Raw genomic sequence first — 18,191 nt, 5'->3', positions numbered from 1 at the left:
TTGGAGCAGGTGAAGAACGATAAGGTATTTTTTCATGTATTCCCGACACTGAAGGCAGAGGATGATATACAGATCCTGTTCGCAGATGTGGAGGTTAAGAAGATCACGACGAATTCGCGCCGTGATTTTCTTCATGTGCATATTTTCAGCAGGCATCTGATCCAGAAGAAGCAGATCTGGCAGATGGAGCAGAGGATCAAGGACCAGCTCTTTGCGAAAACCCCGGTGAGCATCCGGATCATAGAAGAATACGCGCTGTCAGGCCAGTATACGCCGGAGGCGCTGATGGACGAATACCGGGAAAGCATGATCCTGGAGCTGAGGGAAACCAGCGTGCTCGCTGCCAGCATGTTCGCGCAGGCGGAGATCCATTATGAGGAAGGCAGTGTAGTCTGCCTGGAGCTTCTGGATACGATCGTATCAGAAGGGCGCAGGGAGGAGATCCTGGCTTATCTGGAAAAGATGTTTGCAGAACGCTTCCGTATGAAAGCGGATATCCGCATCTCTTACCGGGAGCCTTCCGGCACAGGGAGCCGGGAGTATGACGAGCAGAGGATCCAGCAGGAGATCAATGCCATTTTCGAGCGCCGGGCACGGCAGAGGGGCGAGACGCCGGCAGCGGAACAGACGAAAACACCGGGAGAAGGAGCGCACTCAGACGGGAAAGAGAAGACTCCCGCCGCTCCATCCGCCGGGCACGGCAGCAGCGCAGGGGCTGGAAAAGGACAGACGCGCAGTGCAGGCGCTTCGGAAAAAGGAAAGAAAGGGTTCGGCAAGGGCGGATTTAAGAAAAAAGATTTCTACCGCCCGGTCAAGACAGGAGACGATCCGAACCTGATCTACGGAAGGAACTTTGACGATGAGCCCATCACCCTGGATCAGGTGGTCACAGAGATGGGAGAGATCACCTTCCACGGGAAGATCATCAGCTTTGAGACAAGAGAGATCCGCAATGAAAAGACGATCATCATCTTTTCGGTCACAGATTTTACGGATACGATCACTGTGAAAATGTTCGCCCGCAATGACCAGCTCCCGGAAATCCTGGGAGAACTCAAAAAAGGCGCTTTCGTCAAGATCAAAGGCGTCACCACCATCGACAAATTTGACGGAGAGCTGACCATCGGTTCCATCGCGGGGATAAAGAAGATCGGGGATTTTACAGTGTCAAGGAAGGATCTCAGCCCGCTGAAAAGGGTAGAGCTCCACTGCCATACGAAGATGAGTGATATGGACGGCGTGTCTGATGTGAAAAATATCGTAAAGCGCGCCCATGACTGGGGACATCCTGCCATCGCCATCACAGACCACGGGGTGGCGCAGGCATTCCCGGAGGCGAATCATTACATAGAGACACTGGATAAAGACGATCCGTTTAAGATCCTTTACGGTGTGGAAGGATACGTGGTGGACGACCTGACAGAGATCGCGGTCAATGCGGGGGAACAGTCCCTGGACGACACGTATATCGTGTTTGATATCGAGACCACGGGCTTCAGCTCGATCCGCGACAGGATCATCGAGATCGGAGCGGTCAAAGTGGTGAACGGGGAGATCGTGGACCGGTTCAGCACCTTTGTGAACCCGGAGCGCCCGATCCCATTTGAGATCACAAACCTGACCAGTATCACGGATGAGATGGTCATGGATTCCCCGAATATTGAGACCGTGCTCCCTCAGTTCCTTGAATTCGTGGGGGATGGCGTGCTGGTAGCCCACAATGCGGGGTTCGACGTGGGGTTTATCGGGCAGAACTGCCGGAACCTCGGGCTGGATGACCGGTTTGTCTATGTGGACACTGTGGCGCTGGCGAGAGTGCTCCTGCCCACTCTGTCCAAGTATAAACTGAATATCGTGGCAAAGGCTCTGAATATCTCGCTGGAAAACCATCACCGGGCAGTGGATGACGCCGGGGCGACGGCGGAGATCTTCGTGAAATTCGTAGAAATGCTGAAAAAAGACCATATTACCACCTTAAAAGAAGTGAACCGGTATGGCGACCGCAATGTCAATGCGATCCGCAAGATGCCGACCCACCATATCATTATCCTGGCGAAGAATGATATCGGGAGATATAACCTGTACCAGCTCATTACAGAGTCTCATCTGACCTATTATGCGAGGAGGCCCAGGATCCCGAAGAGCCTGCTCAATGAGCACAGGGAAGGGCTTCTGATCGGAAGCGCCTGCGAGGCGGGCGAGCTGTACCAGGCGGTGCTTGAGAAGCGCTCTTCCGAACAGATCGCCACATTGGCTGATTTTTACGATTATTATGAGATCCAGCCCCTGGGGAATAACCGGTTCATGATCGAGAGCGACCGCACGCCGGATGTAACTTCAGACGAGGATCTGCGAAATATCAACCGGGAGATCGTGGAACTGGGAGAAAAATTCGGAAAACCCGTTGTGGCGACATGCGACGTACATTTCCTCGATCCAGAGGATGAGGTTTACCGCCGTATCATTATGGCCGGAAAAGGGTTTGACGATGCAGACACACAGCCGCCCCTCTTTCTCAGGACAACGGAGGAGATGCTGGAGGAGTTCTCCTACCTGGGCGCGGCAAAAGCGCGGGAGATCGTGATCGACAATCCGGTGAAGATCGCCCGGATGGTGGAAAAGATCTCCCCGGTCAATCCGAATAAGTGCCCGCCGGTCATCGAAAATTCGGATCAGGAGCTGAGAAATATCTGTTATCGAAAGGCGCACGAAATGTATGGGGAAGATCTCCCGGTGCAGGTGTCGTCACGCCTGGAAAAGGAGCTGAATTCCATCATCTCCAACGGATATGCGGTCATGTATATCATCGCCCAGAAGCTTGTGTGGAAGTCGAATGCGGACGGATATCTGGTAGGTTCGAGGGGATCTGTCGGCTCGTCCTTTGTGGCCACCATGGCGGGGATCACGGAAGTGAATCCGCTGAGCCCGCATTATTACTGCAGCAAATGCCATTACAGTGACTTTGAATCAGATGAGGTGAGGGCGTTCGCCGGGGGCTGCGGCTTTGATATGCCGGATAAGAACTGCCCGGTGTGCGGGGAACCGCTTGTAAAAGCCGGTTTTGATATCCCGTTTGAGACATTCCTCGGGTTTAAGGGGGACAAGGAGCCGGATATCGACCTGAACTTCTCCGGGGACTATCAGGCAAAGGCCCACAAATATACGGAAGTGCTCTTCGGCGAGGGGCATACGTTTAAGGCGGGGACGATCGGCACCCTGGCGGATAAGACTGCGTACGGCTTTGTGAAGAATTATTACGAAGAGCATGAGCAGAGAAAGCGCAGGTGCGAGATCGAGCGCATCACAGAAGGGTGCACGGGGATCCGGCGCAGCACGGGGCAGCATCCGGGAGGTATCGTCGTACTTCCCCACGGACACAGCATCAATGAGTTTACGCCGGTGCAGCACCCTGCCAATGATATGGAGTGCGGGATCATTACGACCCACTTTGACTATCACTCCATCGACCACAACCTTCTGAAGCTGGACATCCTGGGACACGATGATCCGACGATGATCCGTACTCTGGAGGATTATATCACGTCAGACGCCATGGAAAATGAATATAATGCGGAGCATCCTTTTGTGGCCACGGAGATCCCGCTGGACGACGATAAGGTGATCGAGCTCTTCCACGGCACGGACGTACTGGGGATCAAGCCGGAGGATATCGACGGCTGTAAGCTGGGCTGCCTTGGCATCCCGGAGTTCGGGACAGATTTTGTTATCCAGATGGTGGAAGATACGAAGCCCCAGACTCTTTCTGACCTGATCCGTATCTCCGGACTGTCCCACGGGACGAACGTGTGGCTCGGCAACGCGCAGGAGCTGGTAAAGTCCGGTAAGGCGACTATTTCTACCGCGATCTGTACACGAGATGATATCATGATCTACCTGATCAACAAAGGGGTGGAGAGTGCCCTTGCCTTTACGATCATGGAGAGCGTGCGAAAGGGAAAAGGGCTGAAGCCGGAATGGGAAGAGGCGATGAAAGCCCAGGATGTGCCGGACTGGTATATCTGGTCGTGTAAGAAGATCAGCTACATGTTCCCGAAGGCGCATGCGGCGGCATACGTGATGATGGCTTACCGCATCGCTTACTGTAAGATCAATTATCCCCTTGCCTACTACGCGGCGTATTTCAGTATCCGCGCGGATGCGTTCTCCTATGAGATCATGTGCCAGGGGAAAGAAAAACTGAATTACTACATCCAGGACTATAAAAAGCGGAGCGACAGCCTGAGCAAGAAAGAGCAGGACGTCATGAAGGATATGAAGATCGTCCAGGAGATGTACGCGAGAGGCTTTGAGTTTACCCCCATCGATATCTACCGCGCAAAGGCGAAGATGTTCCAGATCGTGGACGGGAAGCTCATGCCTTCTCTGGCAAGTATCGAAGGGATGGGCGACAAGGCTGCCGAGGCGGTGGAGGAGGCTTCCAAAGATGGGCCGTATCTGTCGCTGGATGACTTCCGGCAGAGGACCAAGGTCAGCAAGACGGTCATCGACCTGATGGCAGACCTGGGGCTGTTCGGCAATCTGCCCCAGAGCAACCAGATCTCGCTGTTTGACTTTGTGTGAGACGGAGGACACGGCCCGGGCGGCCGGAAAGTGCAGCGCATGCAGGCAGGATGATAAGACAGATGAGACAGATGAGGCGGGACAGATGTGAAATCATGCGTAGACGAAGCGGCGGAAGCTGTGCTATAATGGCAGAAATATGTTTTTTGCAGCAGAAAATAATTAATGGAGGAGAATCAGAATGTACGACTTTGACGAAATCAGGAACGCAGACCCAGAGATCGCAGATGTGATCAAAGCAGAGATGGAGAGACAGAATTCCCATATCGAGCTGATCGCGTCCGAGAACTGGGTGAGTAAGGCAGTGATGGCAGCGATGGGAAGCCCGCTTACGAATAAGTATGCAGAAGGCTATCCGGGGAAAAGATACTACGGCGGATGCCAGTGCGTGGATATGGCGGAAGACCTGGCGAGAGAGCGCGCGAAGGAGCTGTTCGGCTGCGAGTATGTAAATGTCCAGCCGCATTCCGGCGCCCAGGCGAACATGGCAGTGTTTTTCGCGATGCTCGAGCCGGGCGACACCTTTATGGGCATGAACCTGGATCACGGCGGCCACCTGACACACGGTTCACCGGTCAATATGTCCGGGAAGTATTTCAATGTCGTACCGTATGGCGTCAATGACGAAGGTGTGATCGATTATGACAATGTGCTGAAGATCGCGAAGGAGTGCAGGCCGAAACTGATCGTTGCCGGCGCCAGCGCTTACGCGCGCACGATCGACTTTAAGCGTTTCCGCGAGATCGCAGACGAAGTCGGCGCGTATCTGATGGTGGATATGGCCCATATCGCGGGGCTCGTGGCAGCAGGGCTCCATCCCAGCCCGATCCCGTACGCTCATGTGACGACAACGACCACGCATAAGACACTGAGAGGTCCGCGCGGGGGCATGATCCTCTCCAGCAATGAAATGAATGAGAAGTTCAACTTTAACAAAGCCGTATTCCCGGGCATCCAGGGAGGACCTCTGATGCATGTGATCGCTGCAAAGGCTGTCTGCTTCAAGGAGGCACTCCAGCCGGAGTTCAAAGAATACCAGGCACAGGTCGTGAAAAATGCAAAAGCGCTCTGCGAAGGGCTGAAAAAACGCGGGGTCAGGATCGTATCCGGCGACACGGACAACCATCTCATGCTCGTGGACCTGACTGAAAAAAATGTCAGCGGCAAAGAGCTTGAGAAACGTCTTGACGACGCGCATATCACCTGCAATAAAAATACGATCCCGAACGATCCCCGTTCTCCGTTTGTCACAAGCGGCGTAAGGCTTGGCACGCCCGCAGTGACGACAAGAGGGATGAAAGAGGACGACATGGACAAGATCGCTGAGATCATCGCAATGGTGATCGACGGGGAGGAGAATGTAGAGGCCGCAAGGAAGATGGCGGCAGAACTCACGGAGAAATATCCTCTCTGCTAGAAACCTGGATTTGGTAATATGACGAATGATATGACGGAGGGGAAGATCATCCCTCAGCTTACCGGATTTACGATCCCGCTCATACTGGGCAATCTGTTCCAGCTTACGTACAATGCGGCGGATTCCGTGATCGTGGGAAAGTTTGTAGGAGATGACGCGCTGGCGGCAGTGGGGACTGCGGGACCGGTCATGAATATGGTGATCCTGTTTATCAGCGGTATGTGCATGGGTGCGGGGATCCTGATGAGCACCCAGTACGGGGCAAAGAAATACGCGCAGCTGGAGCGGCAGGTCAGTACAGCGATGATCGGCGGGCTTGGTTTTTCTGCGGTGGTCACAGTCCTTCTGCTGGTCTTTGCCCATCCTTTGCTCGCTCTCCTTCAGGTGCCGCAGGACATTATCGGTCCTGCGGCTGTGTATCTGCGGATCATCTTCGGCGGGCTGATCTTTACCTTTATATACAATTTCTTTTCCAATACGCTCAGGGCTCTGGGGGACAGCCGTGCCCCTCTGATCTTCCTGATCATCAGCGCCGCGCTCAATGTAGTCCTGGATCTGGTCTTTGTCCTGACGCTTGGATGGGGCGTGCCCGGAAGCGCTCTGGCGACTGTGCTCAGCGAAGCGCTCTGCTGTCTGTTCTGCCTGGGTTATATCAGGAAGAAGGTGCCCCTGCTCTGTCTGGGGAAAAAGTGGAGAGTATTCGACAGGGCCGTGCTGGGACGGACGTTCTCATACGGCATCACGAGCGCACTCCAGCAGATGTGCGTCCAGCTCGGCAAGATCTGCGTCCAGACGATCGTGAATGTGCAGGGCGTGGCTTTTATCGCGGCGTTTACCGCGATCAACCGGGTAGATGATTTTGCCATGACGCCCCAGCAGAATATCGCCCACGCTTCCACTACGTTTATGGCACAGAACCGGGGCGCAGGGAAGATCCGCAGGATGAAGCAGGGATTTTACTGCACGATCCTGCTGGAGACGGTATACACGGCTGTGGTGCTGGCGCTTGTGTTCCTGTTTTCCAGGCAGATCATGGAGCTGTTTGTGGGGAATGACTCGGAAGAGGTCGTGACCCTGGGAGCTGCCTACCTGAAACTGATCGCGCTCATGTATGTGATGCCAGAGGCCACAAATATCATCCAGGGCTTTTTCCGCGGGCTGGGCGATCTGAAAGTGACATTGGTCAGTACGATACTGAATATGTCGGCAAGATTTTTGTCCGCATGGATCATGATCCATATCATGCATGGCGGCTTTGACCGGCTTGCATGGGCGAATTTTTTCGGCTGGGTCGCTATGCTGGCATTCCAGATCCCCATGATCGTGTGCCGGTGGAAGAAGGTTTTCAGAGAGGGATGACATCCGGTAAGGGATGATATCCAGTAAGGGCTCCATAAGGGATAGAAATCACAGCTTGACATGGAAAATTACTGAGAGTATGATTTTTAAGGGAAGTAGATTTTAAGAAGGGAAATTATATAAATATATTTCTGAAAGTGAGGAACCGGTAATGGCAAATGACCATGGAGAACAGATCAGGATCGTACAGGAGACCGTAGCGGGAAAGGAGATCACTTTTGCGCATGTGATGGGCGGCCCGGCTCCGATCATATACCAGAAGCTCGGGCTGAACCCTCAGCTTGATTATGGCTCGTCAGCGATCGGCATTATGAATATGACTCCGCCGGAATCGGCAGTGATCGCGTCGGATATCGCGGTCAAGAGCGGAAATGTATACCTCGGGTTTGCGGACCGTTTTACGGGAACACTGATCATTACCGGAGAGATCTCAGATGTGACATCAGCTCTCACAGAAGTTGTAGAGTATTTCCGCGACAGCCTTGGATATGTGGTGTGCAGGATTACAAAGAGATAGGAAGTGCGCTATGGCTCGTATGACAAAGGAGGAACTGCTGGAGAAGCTGTTCCACGATGACTATGAACACCTGAAGGGGAAAAAACTCCGCATGACCCGGGTGAGGGTGCCCGGCAAGGAAGTATGCCTCGCGCATATCATAACGCCTTCTGACACCAGGATCTATCAGAACCTGGCTCTGCATATCGGCGTCCATGAAGGGGAAGACCACACAGGGGAATCCATCGGCATGATCCGCTTTACCCCATGGGAGGCCGTGGTGGTAGCGGCGGATGTTGCGGTGAAGAGCGCCCATGTACAGATCGGGTTCATGGACCGCTTCTGCGGTTCTCTGATCATCACAGGCGGGCTCGCCGAAGTCCAGACAGCAGTGGAAGAGGTCGTCCGCTTTTTTAGAGACACATTGGGATTCCCTGTCTGTGAGATCCACAAAAGCTGAGAGAATGCAGGTTAAGGTGATGAGATGAAAAAGATATTTCTTATGGGGAGGAGCGAAGCGGGGAAAACATCCCTGACGCAGGCGCTTAAGGGCGAGGAGCTCCATTATGTAAAGACCCAGTATACGAATACAGCGGATGATACCATTGATTCGCCGGGCGAGTATGCCGAATCCAAACGGTTCAGCGTTGGTCTCGCCTGCTTTTCTTTTGAGGCGGACGTGGTGGCGATCGTCCAGGCGGCGGACGAACCGTTCAACCTGTTCGGGGAGAACAGCAGATGTTTTATCCAGCGGCCGCTCATCGGCATTATCACAAAGGTGGATTCTCCTTACGCGAATATACCTATGGTAAGGCAGTGGCTCGTCAATGCGGGATGCGAACGCATTTTTATGGTGAATAACGTTACAAGGGAAGGGGTCGATGAACTGATGGAGTATCTGAAGGACGACCTTCCCCATCTGACGATCGAACAGGCGGAGTTTAAACAGAGCCTCGGGTTAAATGAGTGGGATCCGCTGCCGGAAGGCGTGGATTATCCGGAAGGGATCCGCAGATTTGAAGATAAAATACAACAATGACCGATATATGCAAGTCCCCGGACAGGTTGCGGCAAAGAGTAACGTGTCCGGGGTTTGTTTATGTATACGCGTTTATGTATATGCGGCGGATGGGTGCGGGGAACAGGATTTCATTTATGGGGAAGCTGTGGTATAATCCGGTGTAAAGCTATGTAAAAACTGAGCGGAGATGTAGGGATGAATTTTTTTGATTATATACGCAATGAGTCTTTTTTCAGACCGCTGAACCTGAAGTACCGGCGGGTTTATTATGACTGTATCCAGATCCTGATCGATAAGGCAAAGGAACTGCCGGTCCTCTATGAGTCGGATGCAAAGGACAGCCTTACCCTTTATCTGAGGAACGCGGGCATAAAAGAAGAAGGGGAAGATGCGGATGAGGGCGGGGGAGAACTGCGCCCGCCGGAGATCTTAGCCCTGTTCCGCGAGTGCGGGTGGCTGATGCCCAGGGAGATCGGACGCAGCGGGGAATACGTTGTCAATCTATCGACAGACTGCCGCAGGATCATGGATTTCCTGCGGAAGATCTCAGAGAGAAAAGGGGAAGGGATGATGTCAAACCGCATCTTTTCCATGTATGAGATCATGAAGTCAGCCTTTGACGAGGACTCGCTCCGGAAAGAACGGCCATATACGAATATCCTTGTCCCTCTGCTGGACAATGAGACAGAGCTGAAAAACGAGCTGACAGACTTAAAAGACAGTATTTCCAACATTATGAAAGCGGTGGTCGTCTTCCAGGATATGAACAGCTTCGGCCAGTATATCATGAAGGACGAGATGCTGGACCGGTTTTTCCATGAGTATTTCTTCATCAAAAATAACGGGCTCATCCCCGCACAGATTTCTTTTATCAAGAACAGGCTGCGCATGCTCAGACAGGGGGAGATCTTTGAGCGCATGATCGTGGAATGCGCGGGGAGATTTCAGATGTCCATGGAGGAAGCGGAGGAAAAGATCGAGCATTACTTCGCGGAGCTGCAGTATTTCCTGAGTGTGGAATATGAAGAAAATATGGAACTGATCGATACCCGCATCAATAATTATTATAACCTTGCAAACACCCGCATCATGCTGATGGCGGGCAACGGGATCCGGCTGGAGGCGGTTTTGAATGACTTCCTGAATGCCATGCCGGAACTGGAAGAGGAGAAGCAGGATGAGGCGATGGAACGGCTCTGCGGATGTACGAGGATCATCAACCAGAAATATGTCGGATACAGATCCTTTGAGAAGAAAAAGCGGCTGAAAAATGAAGGAGAGAACATCGGGCTCTCCGGCGAGGAACTGTCAGAAGAAGAGAAGCTCGCCCAGACAGAAGAACTGTTCCGGAAAGCTCCCAACCGGTATTCCGTGGAAAAGGTCAGCGGTTTTATGGATGTCCAGATGGAGGGGCAGGAGAAAATCAGTATAAAAGAGAAACCAGTGCGGACGAAAGAGGAAGCTCTCATGTATACGGCTGCCATGTTGTATGCGGGGAACGGGGAGTTCCCGTATCAGGTGCAGATCACGGACGAAGAGGTGGAAAAAGAGGTCGCGGATATGAGCAATGTCGTGATTTCCAGAAAATAGAAGCCGGAAAAGGCATAGAAGAGGGAAAACAGGATGAGTGATTTTAGCTTTATGGATAAAATGAAAGACGAGGACGCGTACTTATTTAAACGCTGTATCCGCAGGCTGCTGGATTCTACGTTTATCGTGGCGGACAGGGATGAGAGGCTGTATGAATTTATTTCCGCCGAGGGCAATCAGTATGATATCAATGTCTATCTCGGCGCCATCGGGTACAAAGTCGTGGTGGAGGACCGCATGAAGGTCGCCATGCTCCAGCAGGCGGATGAAGATGTGGATACGGTCGGCCTGAAAAGGATCAGCCTTTACCGGTTTAACCAGAAAGAGATCCGGCTGCTCCTGGTGGTCTGGATGCTGTTCCTGGAACGGATGGGCTATGCGGAGCCGGTATTTGTGACAGTGGGGGATATCATGGACAAATGCGCACTCTATCAGATTGCGCTCACCCCGGCGGAGATCAGGGGAGCATACCGTGTTTTCAAGAGGTTCAGCCTGATCGATTATAATGATGATGACATCACAAAAGAAGACGGCGTCATCAGGCTGTACCCTTCCCTTCAGTTTTGCATGGACATCGGGCAGCTGAAGCAGGTCGTGGCAGATTATGTCCCGGATCTGTCCGGAGAAGAGACTGATCCGGGAGAAGGGGAAAACCCGGAGGATGGAACAGGGGCAGAGGGACTGCCCGGAGAGGAACCGGAGGGAGAAGAGGCAGATGAGTAAGACAGTTTTGCGCAATATACGGCTGGTCAACTGGTACGGCTTTACAAATACTACGATCCCGGTATCGGAGAACCTGACTCTGATCTCAGGGGAAAATGAGTGCGGCAAGTCTACGATACTGGATGCGGTGAAATACGCGTATACAGGAGACACACAGTTTAATAAGGCTACAAGCGGCTATAATACAGGGGTGGGCAAGAGGAATCTTGTGTCGTACACACGGTGCCTGGTGGACGCCAGCTCAGGGATCTATGCCCGGCCGGCGGAAAAGATCCCCGCGGTTTACACCCATATCGCTCTGGAATATTACGACCAGATCAATGAAAATCCATTCATACTGGGCGTGATCATCGAGACCGCCGTAACGGATATCCGAGGGAATTACTGGTATGCTTTTGACGGGAAGACTCTGGAGGAGATCGACTATGTGTATGAAGAAAATTCCATACTCAAACCATACGATGCGTCAGGATTCCAGAAAAGGTACGGGGTGCAGCTGAAAAATAAAAAAGACGGGATCACTCTGTTCATGCAGATGACCGGACTGAAGCTCGCCTGGCAGGATGTGCCAAAGTACCAGAGAAAGCTGAGAAATATCATGGCATACAATCCTGCCGCGAAGATCCAGGAATTTATCAAAGAGTCTGTCCTGGAAGAGCACAATGTAAATTTTGACAAGCTCAAAGACGCGAAGCAGAATATTGAAAAGGTCAATCAGACACTGGAGCAGATCGACCAGGAGCTCCGGGATCTGGATGCGATCTTAAAGGATTTTGACGAACATGACAGAAGGGCGCTCCGTCTCCGGATCGATGATATCAAGCTCAAATACAAAAATGTAGTCACTTACCGGGCAAAGCGCGGGGAGGCCGAGGAAACAGTAAACAGGAACCGGACTGCGTGCGATTCCCTGGAGAAGAGGATCCGGGAGGAGAGCGGAGAGATCGAAGAGATCGAAATGTATTATACGGAGGCAAAAAGCGCTCTCAGGGAGATGGATGTATCCAAGGCGATCCTGGCGTCGGAGCAGCTTGTGAGGAATTATGAGCAGCAGCTCGAAGCCCTGGAGAAAGAAAAGGAAGCCCTGGAAGCCTTCCAGAGGAAGGTGCGCCAGATCCTGGAGAGGATGAGGGAAGCTGGGAAAGAGCTGCCGGATAACGGTATGTCAGAGAAGCTGACGGCAAAAACCGTGGAAGCAGCAGAAAAGAAGGCGTATATCGAGGATCTGAAGCATGCGCTCCAGACATGCAGGGACAACATCCTGGCGGAAAAAGGCGCCGCGGATGCAGAACTGAGCCGTGTCCAGAGAGAATGTACAGAGCAGGTCAGCATCATAGAGACCTGTGAGAAAAATAAAGCAGACTTTTCCTACGCGAAAGAGCAGACAGAACTGATCCGTGAGATCAACCGGGAGTTTTCCAAAAGAGGAATCCGGGAAGAAGCGCATATGGCGTGCGAATATGTGGCTGGATTAGAGGACGAAGAGTGGCGGGACGCGATCGAGGCGTTCCTCGGTATCCACAGATATGCGGTAGTCGTAGATCCGGCGTTCTTTGATATCGCAAATGAGGTCATGGACCGGTCATCCCACCGCTATGTGGAACTGGTAAATACGAAACGGCTGATGGAAAAGGAAATCCGATGCAGGGAGGATTCTGTCTATCATTTCCTGCAGATACGGAACGAAGCCGCGGCAAAGTATTTTATGTTCTGGCTGGGCGGGATCCATGCAGTCGAGAAAAAGGATGTGCCGAAGTATGACAACGCCATGTCAAAAGAGGGGAAACTTAGCCGCAATATGGCAGTCACTTATATTAATACGAAAAAAATCAGAAGCTACTGTCTCGGCAGCGAAGCTATCGAGCTGAATAAGAGAAAGGCAGAGCGCAGGCTTCAGGAACTCGAGGACAGAGAGAAGGAACTGCTGAAATTCCGGAATGACCAGAGAGACAAGGCGGAGTTTCTGCAGGAGGGGCTCAATGGGTTCCGGGAATATGACCTGAATGCACACAGCGAGGCGGCCAGGATCACCGCAGAACTGGAGAAAGAAAGGGCACGCTGGCAGGAACTGATCGAGGCGCAGAGAGACAATGCCGAGTTTGCCGCGCTTTCCGAACGGGTCAGCATCCTTGAAAAGCAGCTCAGAGAAAAGAAAAAAGTACGGGACAGCCATCAGAAAGAAAAAGTAGTCCTGGAGGCAGAAGCAGAGACAAAAGAAAATGAGATACGCGAGTACCGGGCAAAGGAAGAAGAAGCCGGAAAGCAGATAGAAGAGGAACGGGCACGGTCCAGGAGCGTGGTGGAAACAGCTGTAAGAGAGTACGACCGTTTCCTTAGCGGGGAGGATAAAGAAGGCGGACTGATGCAGCCGTCCACAAAAGAGCGGTCTGCCCGCAGGGTGCGTGAGCTTGCCGCAATGATCCTCGCCTCCCAGCAGTCTTATAATAACCGGAAGCAGGATATGGACAGGCTGCCTGTGGGGTTGGAGTATGAGAGCGTATATCAGAAAAGGCGCGGCAAGATCTGGATCGACGATCTCCAGGGCATCCAGCAGAAATTAAAAGAGCAGACGCTGAAGTACGAGCGGATCTTTAAGAGAGAGTTTGTGCTCAATATTTACGAAGCGGCAAAGAGCGCCAGGAGCGATATCGCGGATATCAACAAAGAGCTGCGCAAGCTCCGCTTCTCCACAAAATATCAGTTCGATGTAAAGATGCTCAGCGACAGTTCGGATTACGCGAAGATCCTGCGGTATGCAGAGTACCTTCAGGAGAGCAATGACATGGGGGACGGACAGATCATCCTGGCAGCAGTATCAGGCTATGACAGTGATGAAGTGGAGTCAAGGGAAAAAGAGATCAAAGATATCATCAACAAGATCATTGAAAAAAATGATATGACCGAGATGAGGCGGTTCGCAGATTACCGCAATTATATGAGCTATGAGATCATCATCAATAATGACGAGGTGAAAGACGGAAAATTATCCAAACAGGTGGGGTATAATTCCGGTGCCGGGACCCAGATCCCGTATACGCTCATCCTGTCAGCGGCACTGTCCATGCTTTACAATGTCAGGGTCAATTCGGTCCGGCTTCTCTTTATCGATGAGCCTTTTGAAAAGATGAGCGACCACAATATAAAGCTCATGCTGGATTTCTTTAAAAATCAGGACTTCCAGGTCATCTTCTGCGCTCCGCCAAACAAACTGGAATCCATAGGGAATGAGTGCGGCGTGATCATACCGGTGCTGAAGATCAGCAATGACAACATGCAGATCGGAAAGGTAAAGTTCCATGAACAGTAAAGACTATGTCAGAGAGATCCTGGACCAGCTCATGAAGAAATATCAGAACCGCGCGCCCAGGCGCGAAGGCATGAAGTCCCAGAGAAGGGTCATGCTCAAGCCGTCGGCGCTCTACCGCCATTATGCGGACAATAATGCGGATATATCAGTCAAGCAGGAAATCCATGAAGCTGTGGACAAGCTGCTGGATCTGGGAATGGTGACGGCAGATTATCTGAAATTCAGCACAGATATCGAAAAAATCTGTCTCTGTGAAGAAAAAGCAGAGGAGATTTACCGCTATCTGGAAGAAGAGTACGGCGATATCCCCCAGGGGAGGCTCAGGCAGCAGGCGGAGAGCCTGCTGGAAAAGTACGGTGTGGGAGAAAATAGCAGCGGGATCAGAGGGTGTGCCTGGGAAACCAGCGGACACAGCGATGAAACCAGCGGACGCAGCGATGAAACCAGTGGCACAGAGGCAGGCAGCCTGGTCACACCATACATCTGCGATGTCCGGCTGATGCTTGAAAAGCCGGGGTATTGTCCAGACCCGGAACGGATCGGGGCGAATCTGAAAATGCTGAGGTTCATGGAAGAGAACAGAGAGAAGCTTTATGTGAAGGAAGCTTCCATGCTCGTATACGGGGATTCCAAATGGTTTGAAGAGCATAATTATGACGAGATATGCAGTATTGCAAGGCAGGCGCTCGGGATGCCGCAGGAGGAAGACGAGAGGAATGACGCCGTGCTGGTGCGGTTTGGCATCTATCCAACGGAACAGGAGATATTTATCAAAGGAGACTGGATACTGGAGTGGAAAGACCATGTGGTCCGCACGGCCGGGATGAAAGGCGGGATCGCGGTTTTGTCGGGCGACATACAGGATCTTGTAAAGATCAGAGTCGGATCCCCGCGCCTGATGACAGTGGAAAACAAGACTTCCTATCAGCGGATGCAGCCGGAGGGTACTGCGCTTGTCTATCTGGGCGGTTTCGCGGTGCGGTACCAGGTCCGCTTTCTGGAAAAAGTGCTGCATGATAACCCGGAGCTTGAATGCCTGCATTTCGGTGATATCGATGTGGGCGGTTTCCTGATACACAGACATCTGTGCCGTGCTGTCAGCGCCCGTTTTAACCTGTACCGCATGGGGATCCGGGAACTGGAGGATCCCAGGTTTAAGCCCTGCCGTAAAAAGCTGACAGAGAACGACAGGAGCAGGATGAAAAGGCTGATGGAGGAAGAGGAGTACAGGGAAGTGCTTGCGTATATGGATGAGCATGATGTGAAACTGGAACAGGAGATCATCAGTTATTATGAGGAGCGGGAGCAGAGGGAGAACAGGAGATATTGATATGAATAATGAAAAAGTTTATGGCATGAGGTTCGGCAAAGTCTATCCACTTCTGGTCAGTAAGGCAGAAAAAAAGGGGCGTACATTGGACGAAGTGACCCAGGTCATCACCTGGCTGACGGGATACACTACGGAAGAAATTGAAAAGGCAGCGGCAGGTTCTGTGACATACGGCGACTTTTTTCGTAATGCCCCGCAATTAAATCCAAACCGGAAGATGATTACTGGCGTTGTATGTGGTGTGCGTGTAGAGGCAGTTGAAGAACCACTGATGCGGGAGATCCGCTATCTTGATAAACTCATCGATGAACTGGCCAAAGGCAAAGCAATGGAGAAAATATTACGTGGGCAGGAGTAAACCTGTAAAAAAGCTATAAAAGCTGATGGAACACCTTATTCATTTTGATGCAGTCATTGAACATGTGAAATAATACGATTACTCCGATCTGAAGGAAATAGGCGAGGCAGCCGGGGAATATCTAATGGCGGCATGACAACAATATAAAGAAGAAATGATAAAAAAGTACAGATGTGCACCCGAACATTTGTGCTTTTTTTACTCTTCATCCTATATACTTTTATCATTATCTTTGTTATAATGTCCGAAAAGGGCAGAAAAAGGTCGGAGGTTTTTCGAGGTGTTCTGCCCGTTAAGGTTATCTTGTGCTATTTAGTCCTCAAAAAAAGCGGTTTGTGACTTTTGCCTTTCTGGATTCGTAATGGTGTCCTATAAGGCTATTATTTTGACATTTTCGTTACGAATGATTTTTTTGAGGGTGGCTGATATTGAACGTTACAGGAAAACTGTCACTGGCAGTTTTCCTGTATGCACGGCATCAAAAGTCACAAAGGAGCACCCTCCGGGTATACCATTATGCCCTGAAAAGATGGGCAAAGCTAAGGAGAAGATTTTGCTATGGATAAATTCGTTTTAAAGGCCCCGTATCAGCCCACAGGCGATCAGCCGCAGGCAATCGAGGCGCTTGTAAAAGGGTTCAAGGAAGGCAATCAATGCCAGACTTTACTGGGGGTTACGGGTTCTGGAAAGACTTTCACGATGGCCAACGTGATCCAGGCATTGAACAAGCCAACGCTGGTCATCGCCCACAATAAAACACTGGCTGCTCAGTTGTACGGAGAATTCAAGGAGATGTTCCCTGATAACGCAGTGGAGTACTTCGTCTCCTAGTGTGCTGGAGCCGGAAAATGGGGGATATCTGGTGTTATTTGACTCTGATTTGTCCATATTTTGTGGGGGAAAACAGGACGGAATAGACTGGATGATATTATGTGGACAAAATAATTTTGTGACTTTTTACAGGGAAAATTCGTAATGAGTAGAACTGGATATATAGCAGATAAAGAGGTGAGTATGGATGCAGCAATCGAATTTGTTAATGTATACTACAGAAGATGGTTTGACAAAAATTGAGGCGACTTTTGTAAATGATACGGTATGGCTTTCTATGGAACAGATGGCAGAATTGTTTCAAAGAGACAGAAGTGTTATAGGAAAGCATATACGAAATATTTTTAAAGAGGGAGAATTGAAAAAAGAATCAGTATGGGCAAAATTTGCCCATACTGCAGATGATGGAAAAACATATCAGGTGGATTACTATAATCTGGATGTGATTATATCTGTAGGATATAGAGTAAAATCTTTGCGTGGTACTCAGTTTAGAATATGGGCAACGAATATTTTGAAAGAATATATGAAAAAAGGTTTTGCTTTAGATGATGACCGTTTAAAACGCTTGGGTGGTGGAAATTATTTTGACGAATTATTAGAACGTATTCGTGATATCCGGTCATCAGAAAAGGTTTTCTGGCGGAAAGTGTTGGAGATTTACGCAACGAGTATTGATTATGATCCAAGAGCTGAAAGTTCTATTCTTTTCTTTAAACAGGTACAGAACAAGATGCATTGGGCGGCACATAAGCATACAGCTGCAGAAGTGATATATCAAAGAGCGGATGCTGAGAAGGAACATATGGGATTAACTTCCTGGCAGGGAAAATCGATAAAACGGACAGATGTAGAAGTTGCAAAAAATTATTTGAATAAGGATGAATTAGACGCATTAAATAAAATTGTTACTGCTTATTTGGATATTGCGGAAGTACATGCACTAAACCATGAGCCTATGTATATGAAAGACTGGCTGGAAACCATAGATGATTATTTGAAAATGACAAGAAGAGATATACTTAAGACTAAAGGGACTGTTACACATAAACAAGCATTAGAAAAGGCACATAGTGAATATGAAAAATATAAGAAAAAAGAAGAAAATAGAATCTCCGTAGTAGAACAACATTTTATTGAGAGTATTAGTAAATTAGAAAAGTTAAAATAAAAAGGTT

12 protein-coding genes and 1 pseudogene are annotated in these 18,191 nt (G+C 50.5%); all 13 read left to right on the top strand.

The window, feature by feature from the left end; all coding sequences use genetic code 11:
- The 13 genes and pseudogenes from B5G27_RS02770 to B5G27_RS02710 all read left to right on the top strand — a co-directional run bounded on the left by B5G27_RS02770 (window position 1) and on the right by B5G27_RS02710 (window position 18,184).
- Window positions 1-4,581, top strand: coding sequence for a PolC-type DNA polymerase III (locus tag B5G27_RS02770; RefSeq protein WP_087177444.1), 4,581 nt, complete (start codon window positions 1-3; stop codon window positions 4,579-4,581).
- A 181-nt stretch (window positions 4,582-4,762) separates the two neighbouring features.
- Window positions 4,763-5,998, top strand: a complete 1,236-nt coding sequence (gene glyA, locus B5G27_RS02765; protein ID WP_087177443.1) for a serine hydroxymethyltransferase — start codon at window positions 4,763-4,765, stop codon at window positions 5,996-5,998.
- 18 nt (window positions 5,999-6,016) lie between these two features.
- Window positions 6,017-7,357: an MATE family efflux transporter gene (locus tag B5G27_RS02760; protein WP_087177442.1), complete on the top strand. Its 1,341-nt coding sequence runs from the start codon at window positions 6,017-6,019 to the stop codon at window positions 7,355-7,357.
- 151 nt (window positions 7,358-7,508) lie between these two features.
- Window positions 7,509-7,874: a BMC domain-containing protein gene (locus B5G27_RS02755; protein ID WP_087177441.1), complete on the top strand. Its 366-nt coding sequence runs from the start codon at window positions 7,509-7,511 to the stop codon at window positions 7,872-7,874.
- A 10-nt stretch (window positions 7,875-7,884) separates the two neighbouring features.
- Window positions 7,885-8,313 carry a BMC domain-containing protein gene (locus B5G27_RS02750; protein ID WP_087177440.1) on the top strand — a complete coding sequence of 143 codons (429 nt, stop codon included), beginning with the start codon at window positions 7,885-7,887 and terminating at the stop codon, window positions 8,311-8,313.
- Between the two features lie 24 nt (window positions 8,314-8,337).
- Window positions 8,338-8,892: a EutP/PduV family microcompartment system protein gene (locus B5G27_RS02745; RefSeq protein ID WP_087177439.1), complete on the top strand. Its 555-nt coding sequence runs from the start codon at window positions 8,338-8,340 to the stop codon at window positions 8,890-8,892.
- A 177-nt stretch (window positions 8,893-9,069) separates the two neighbouring features.
- Complete coding sequence (locus tag B5G27_RS02740; RefSeq protein WP_087177438.1) at window positions 9,070-10,464, top strand: Wadjet anti-phage system protein JetA family protein; 1,395 nt, start codon at window positions 9,070-9,072, stop codon at window positions 10,462-10,464.
- A 33-nt stretch (window positions 10,465-10,497) separates the two neighbouring features.
- Window positions 10,498-11,187: a DUF4194 domain-containing protein gene (locus B5G27_RS02735; RefSeq protein ID WP_087177437.1), complete on the top strand. Its 690-nt coding sequence runs from the start codon at window positions 10,498-10,500 to the stop codon at window positions 11,185-11,187.
- Window positions 11,180-14,494, top strand: coding sequence for an SbcC/MukB-like Walker B domain-containing protein (locus tag B5G27_RS02730; protein WP_162611170.1), 3,315 nt, complete (start codon window positions 11,180-11,182; stop codon window positions 14,492-14,494). The genes B5G27_RS02735 and B5G27_RS02730 overlap by 8 nt, the downstream gene beginning before the upstream one ends.
- Window positions 14,484-15,824, top strand: coding sequence for a Wadjet anti-phage system protein JetD domain-containing protein (locus B5G27_RS02725; RefSeq protein ID WP_087177435.1), 1,341 nt, complete (start codon window positions 14,484-14,486; stop codon window positions 15,822-15,824). Before B5G27_RS02730 ends, B5G27_RS02725 begins: the two co-directional genes overlap by 11 nt.
- Before the next feature lies 1 nt (window position 15,825).
- Entirely contained in the window at window positions 15,826-16,182 is a 357-nt protein-coding gene (locus B5G27_RS02720) for a DUF2200 domain-containing protein (RefSeq protein WP_087177434.1), read from the top strand.
- 558 nt (window positions 16,183-16,740) lie between these two features.
- A pseudogene (locus B5G27_RS02715) lies at window positions 16,741-17,010 on the top strand (DEAD/DEAH box helicase family protein); the annotation flags it as partial.
- A gap of 190 nt (window positions 17,011-17,200) precedes the next feature.
- Window positions 17,201-18,184, top strand: a complete 984-nt coding sequence (locus B5G27_RS02710; RefSeq protein ID WP_087177432.1) for a virulence RhuM family protein — start codon at window positions 17,201-17,203, stop codon at window positions 18,182-18,184.
- Window positions 18,185-18,191: the final 7 nt, after the last annotated feature.

The organism is Lachnoclostridium sp. An76 (assembly GCF_002161355.1).
In the GTDB taxonomy this organism is placed as follows: domain Bacteria; phylum Bacillota; class Clostridia; order Lachnospirales; family Lachnospiraceae; genus Mediterraneibacter; species Mediterraneibacter caccavium.
This window is presented reverse-complemented; position numbering and strand designations above follow the sequence as displayed.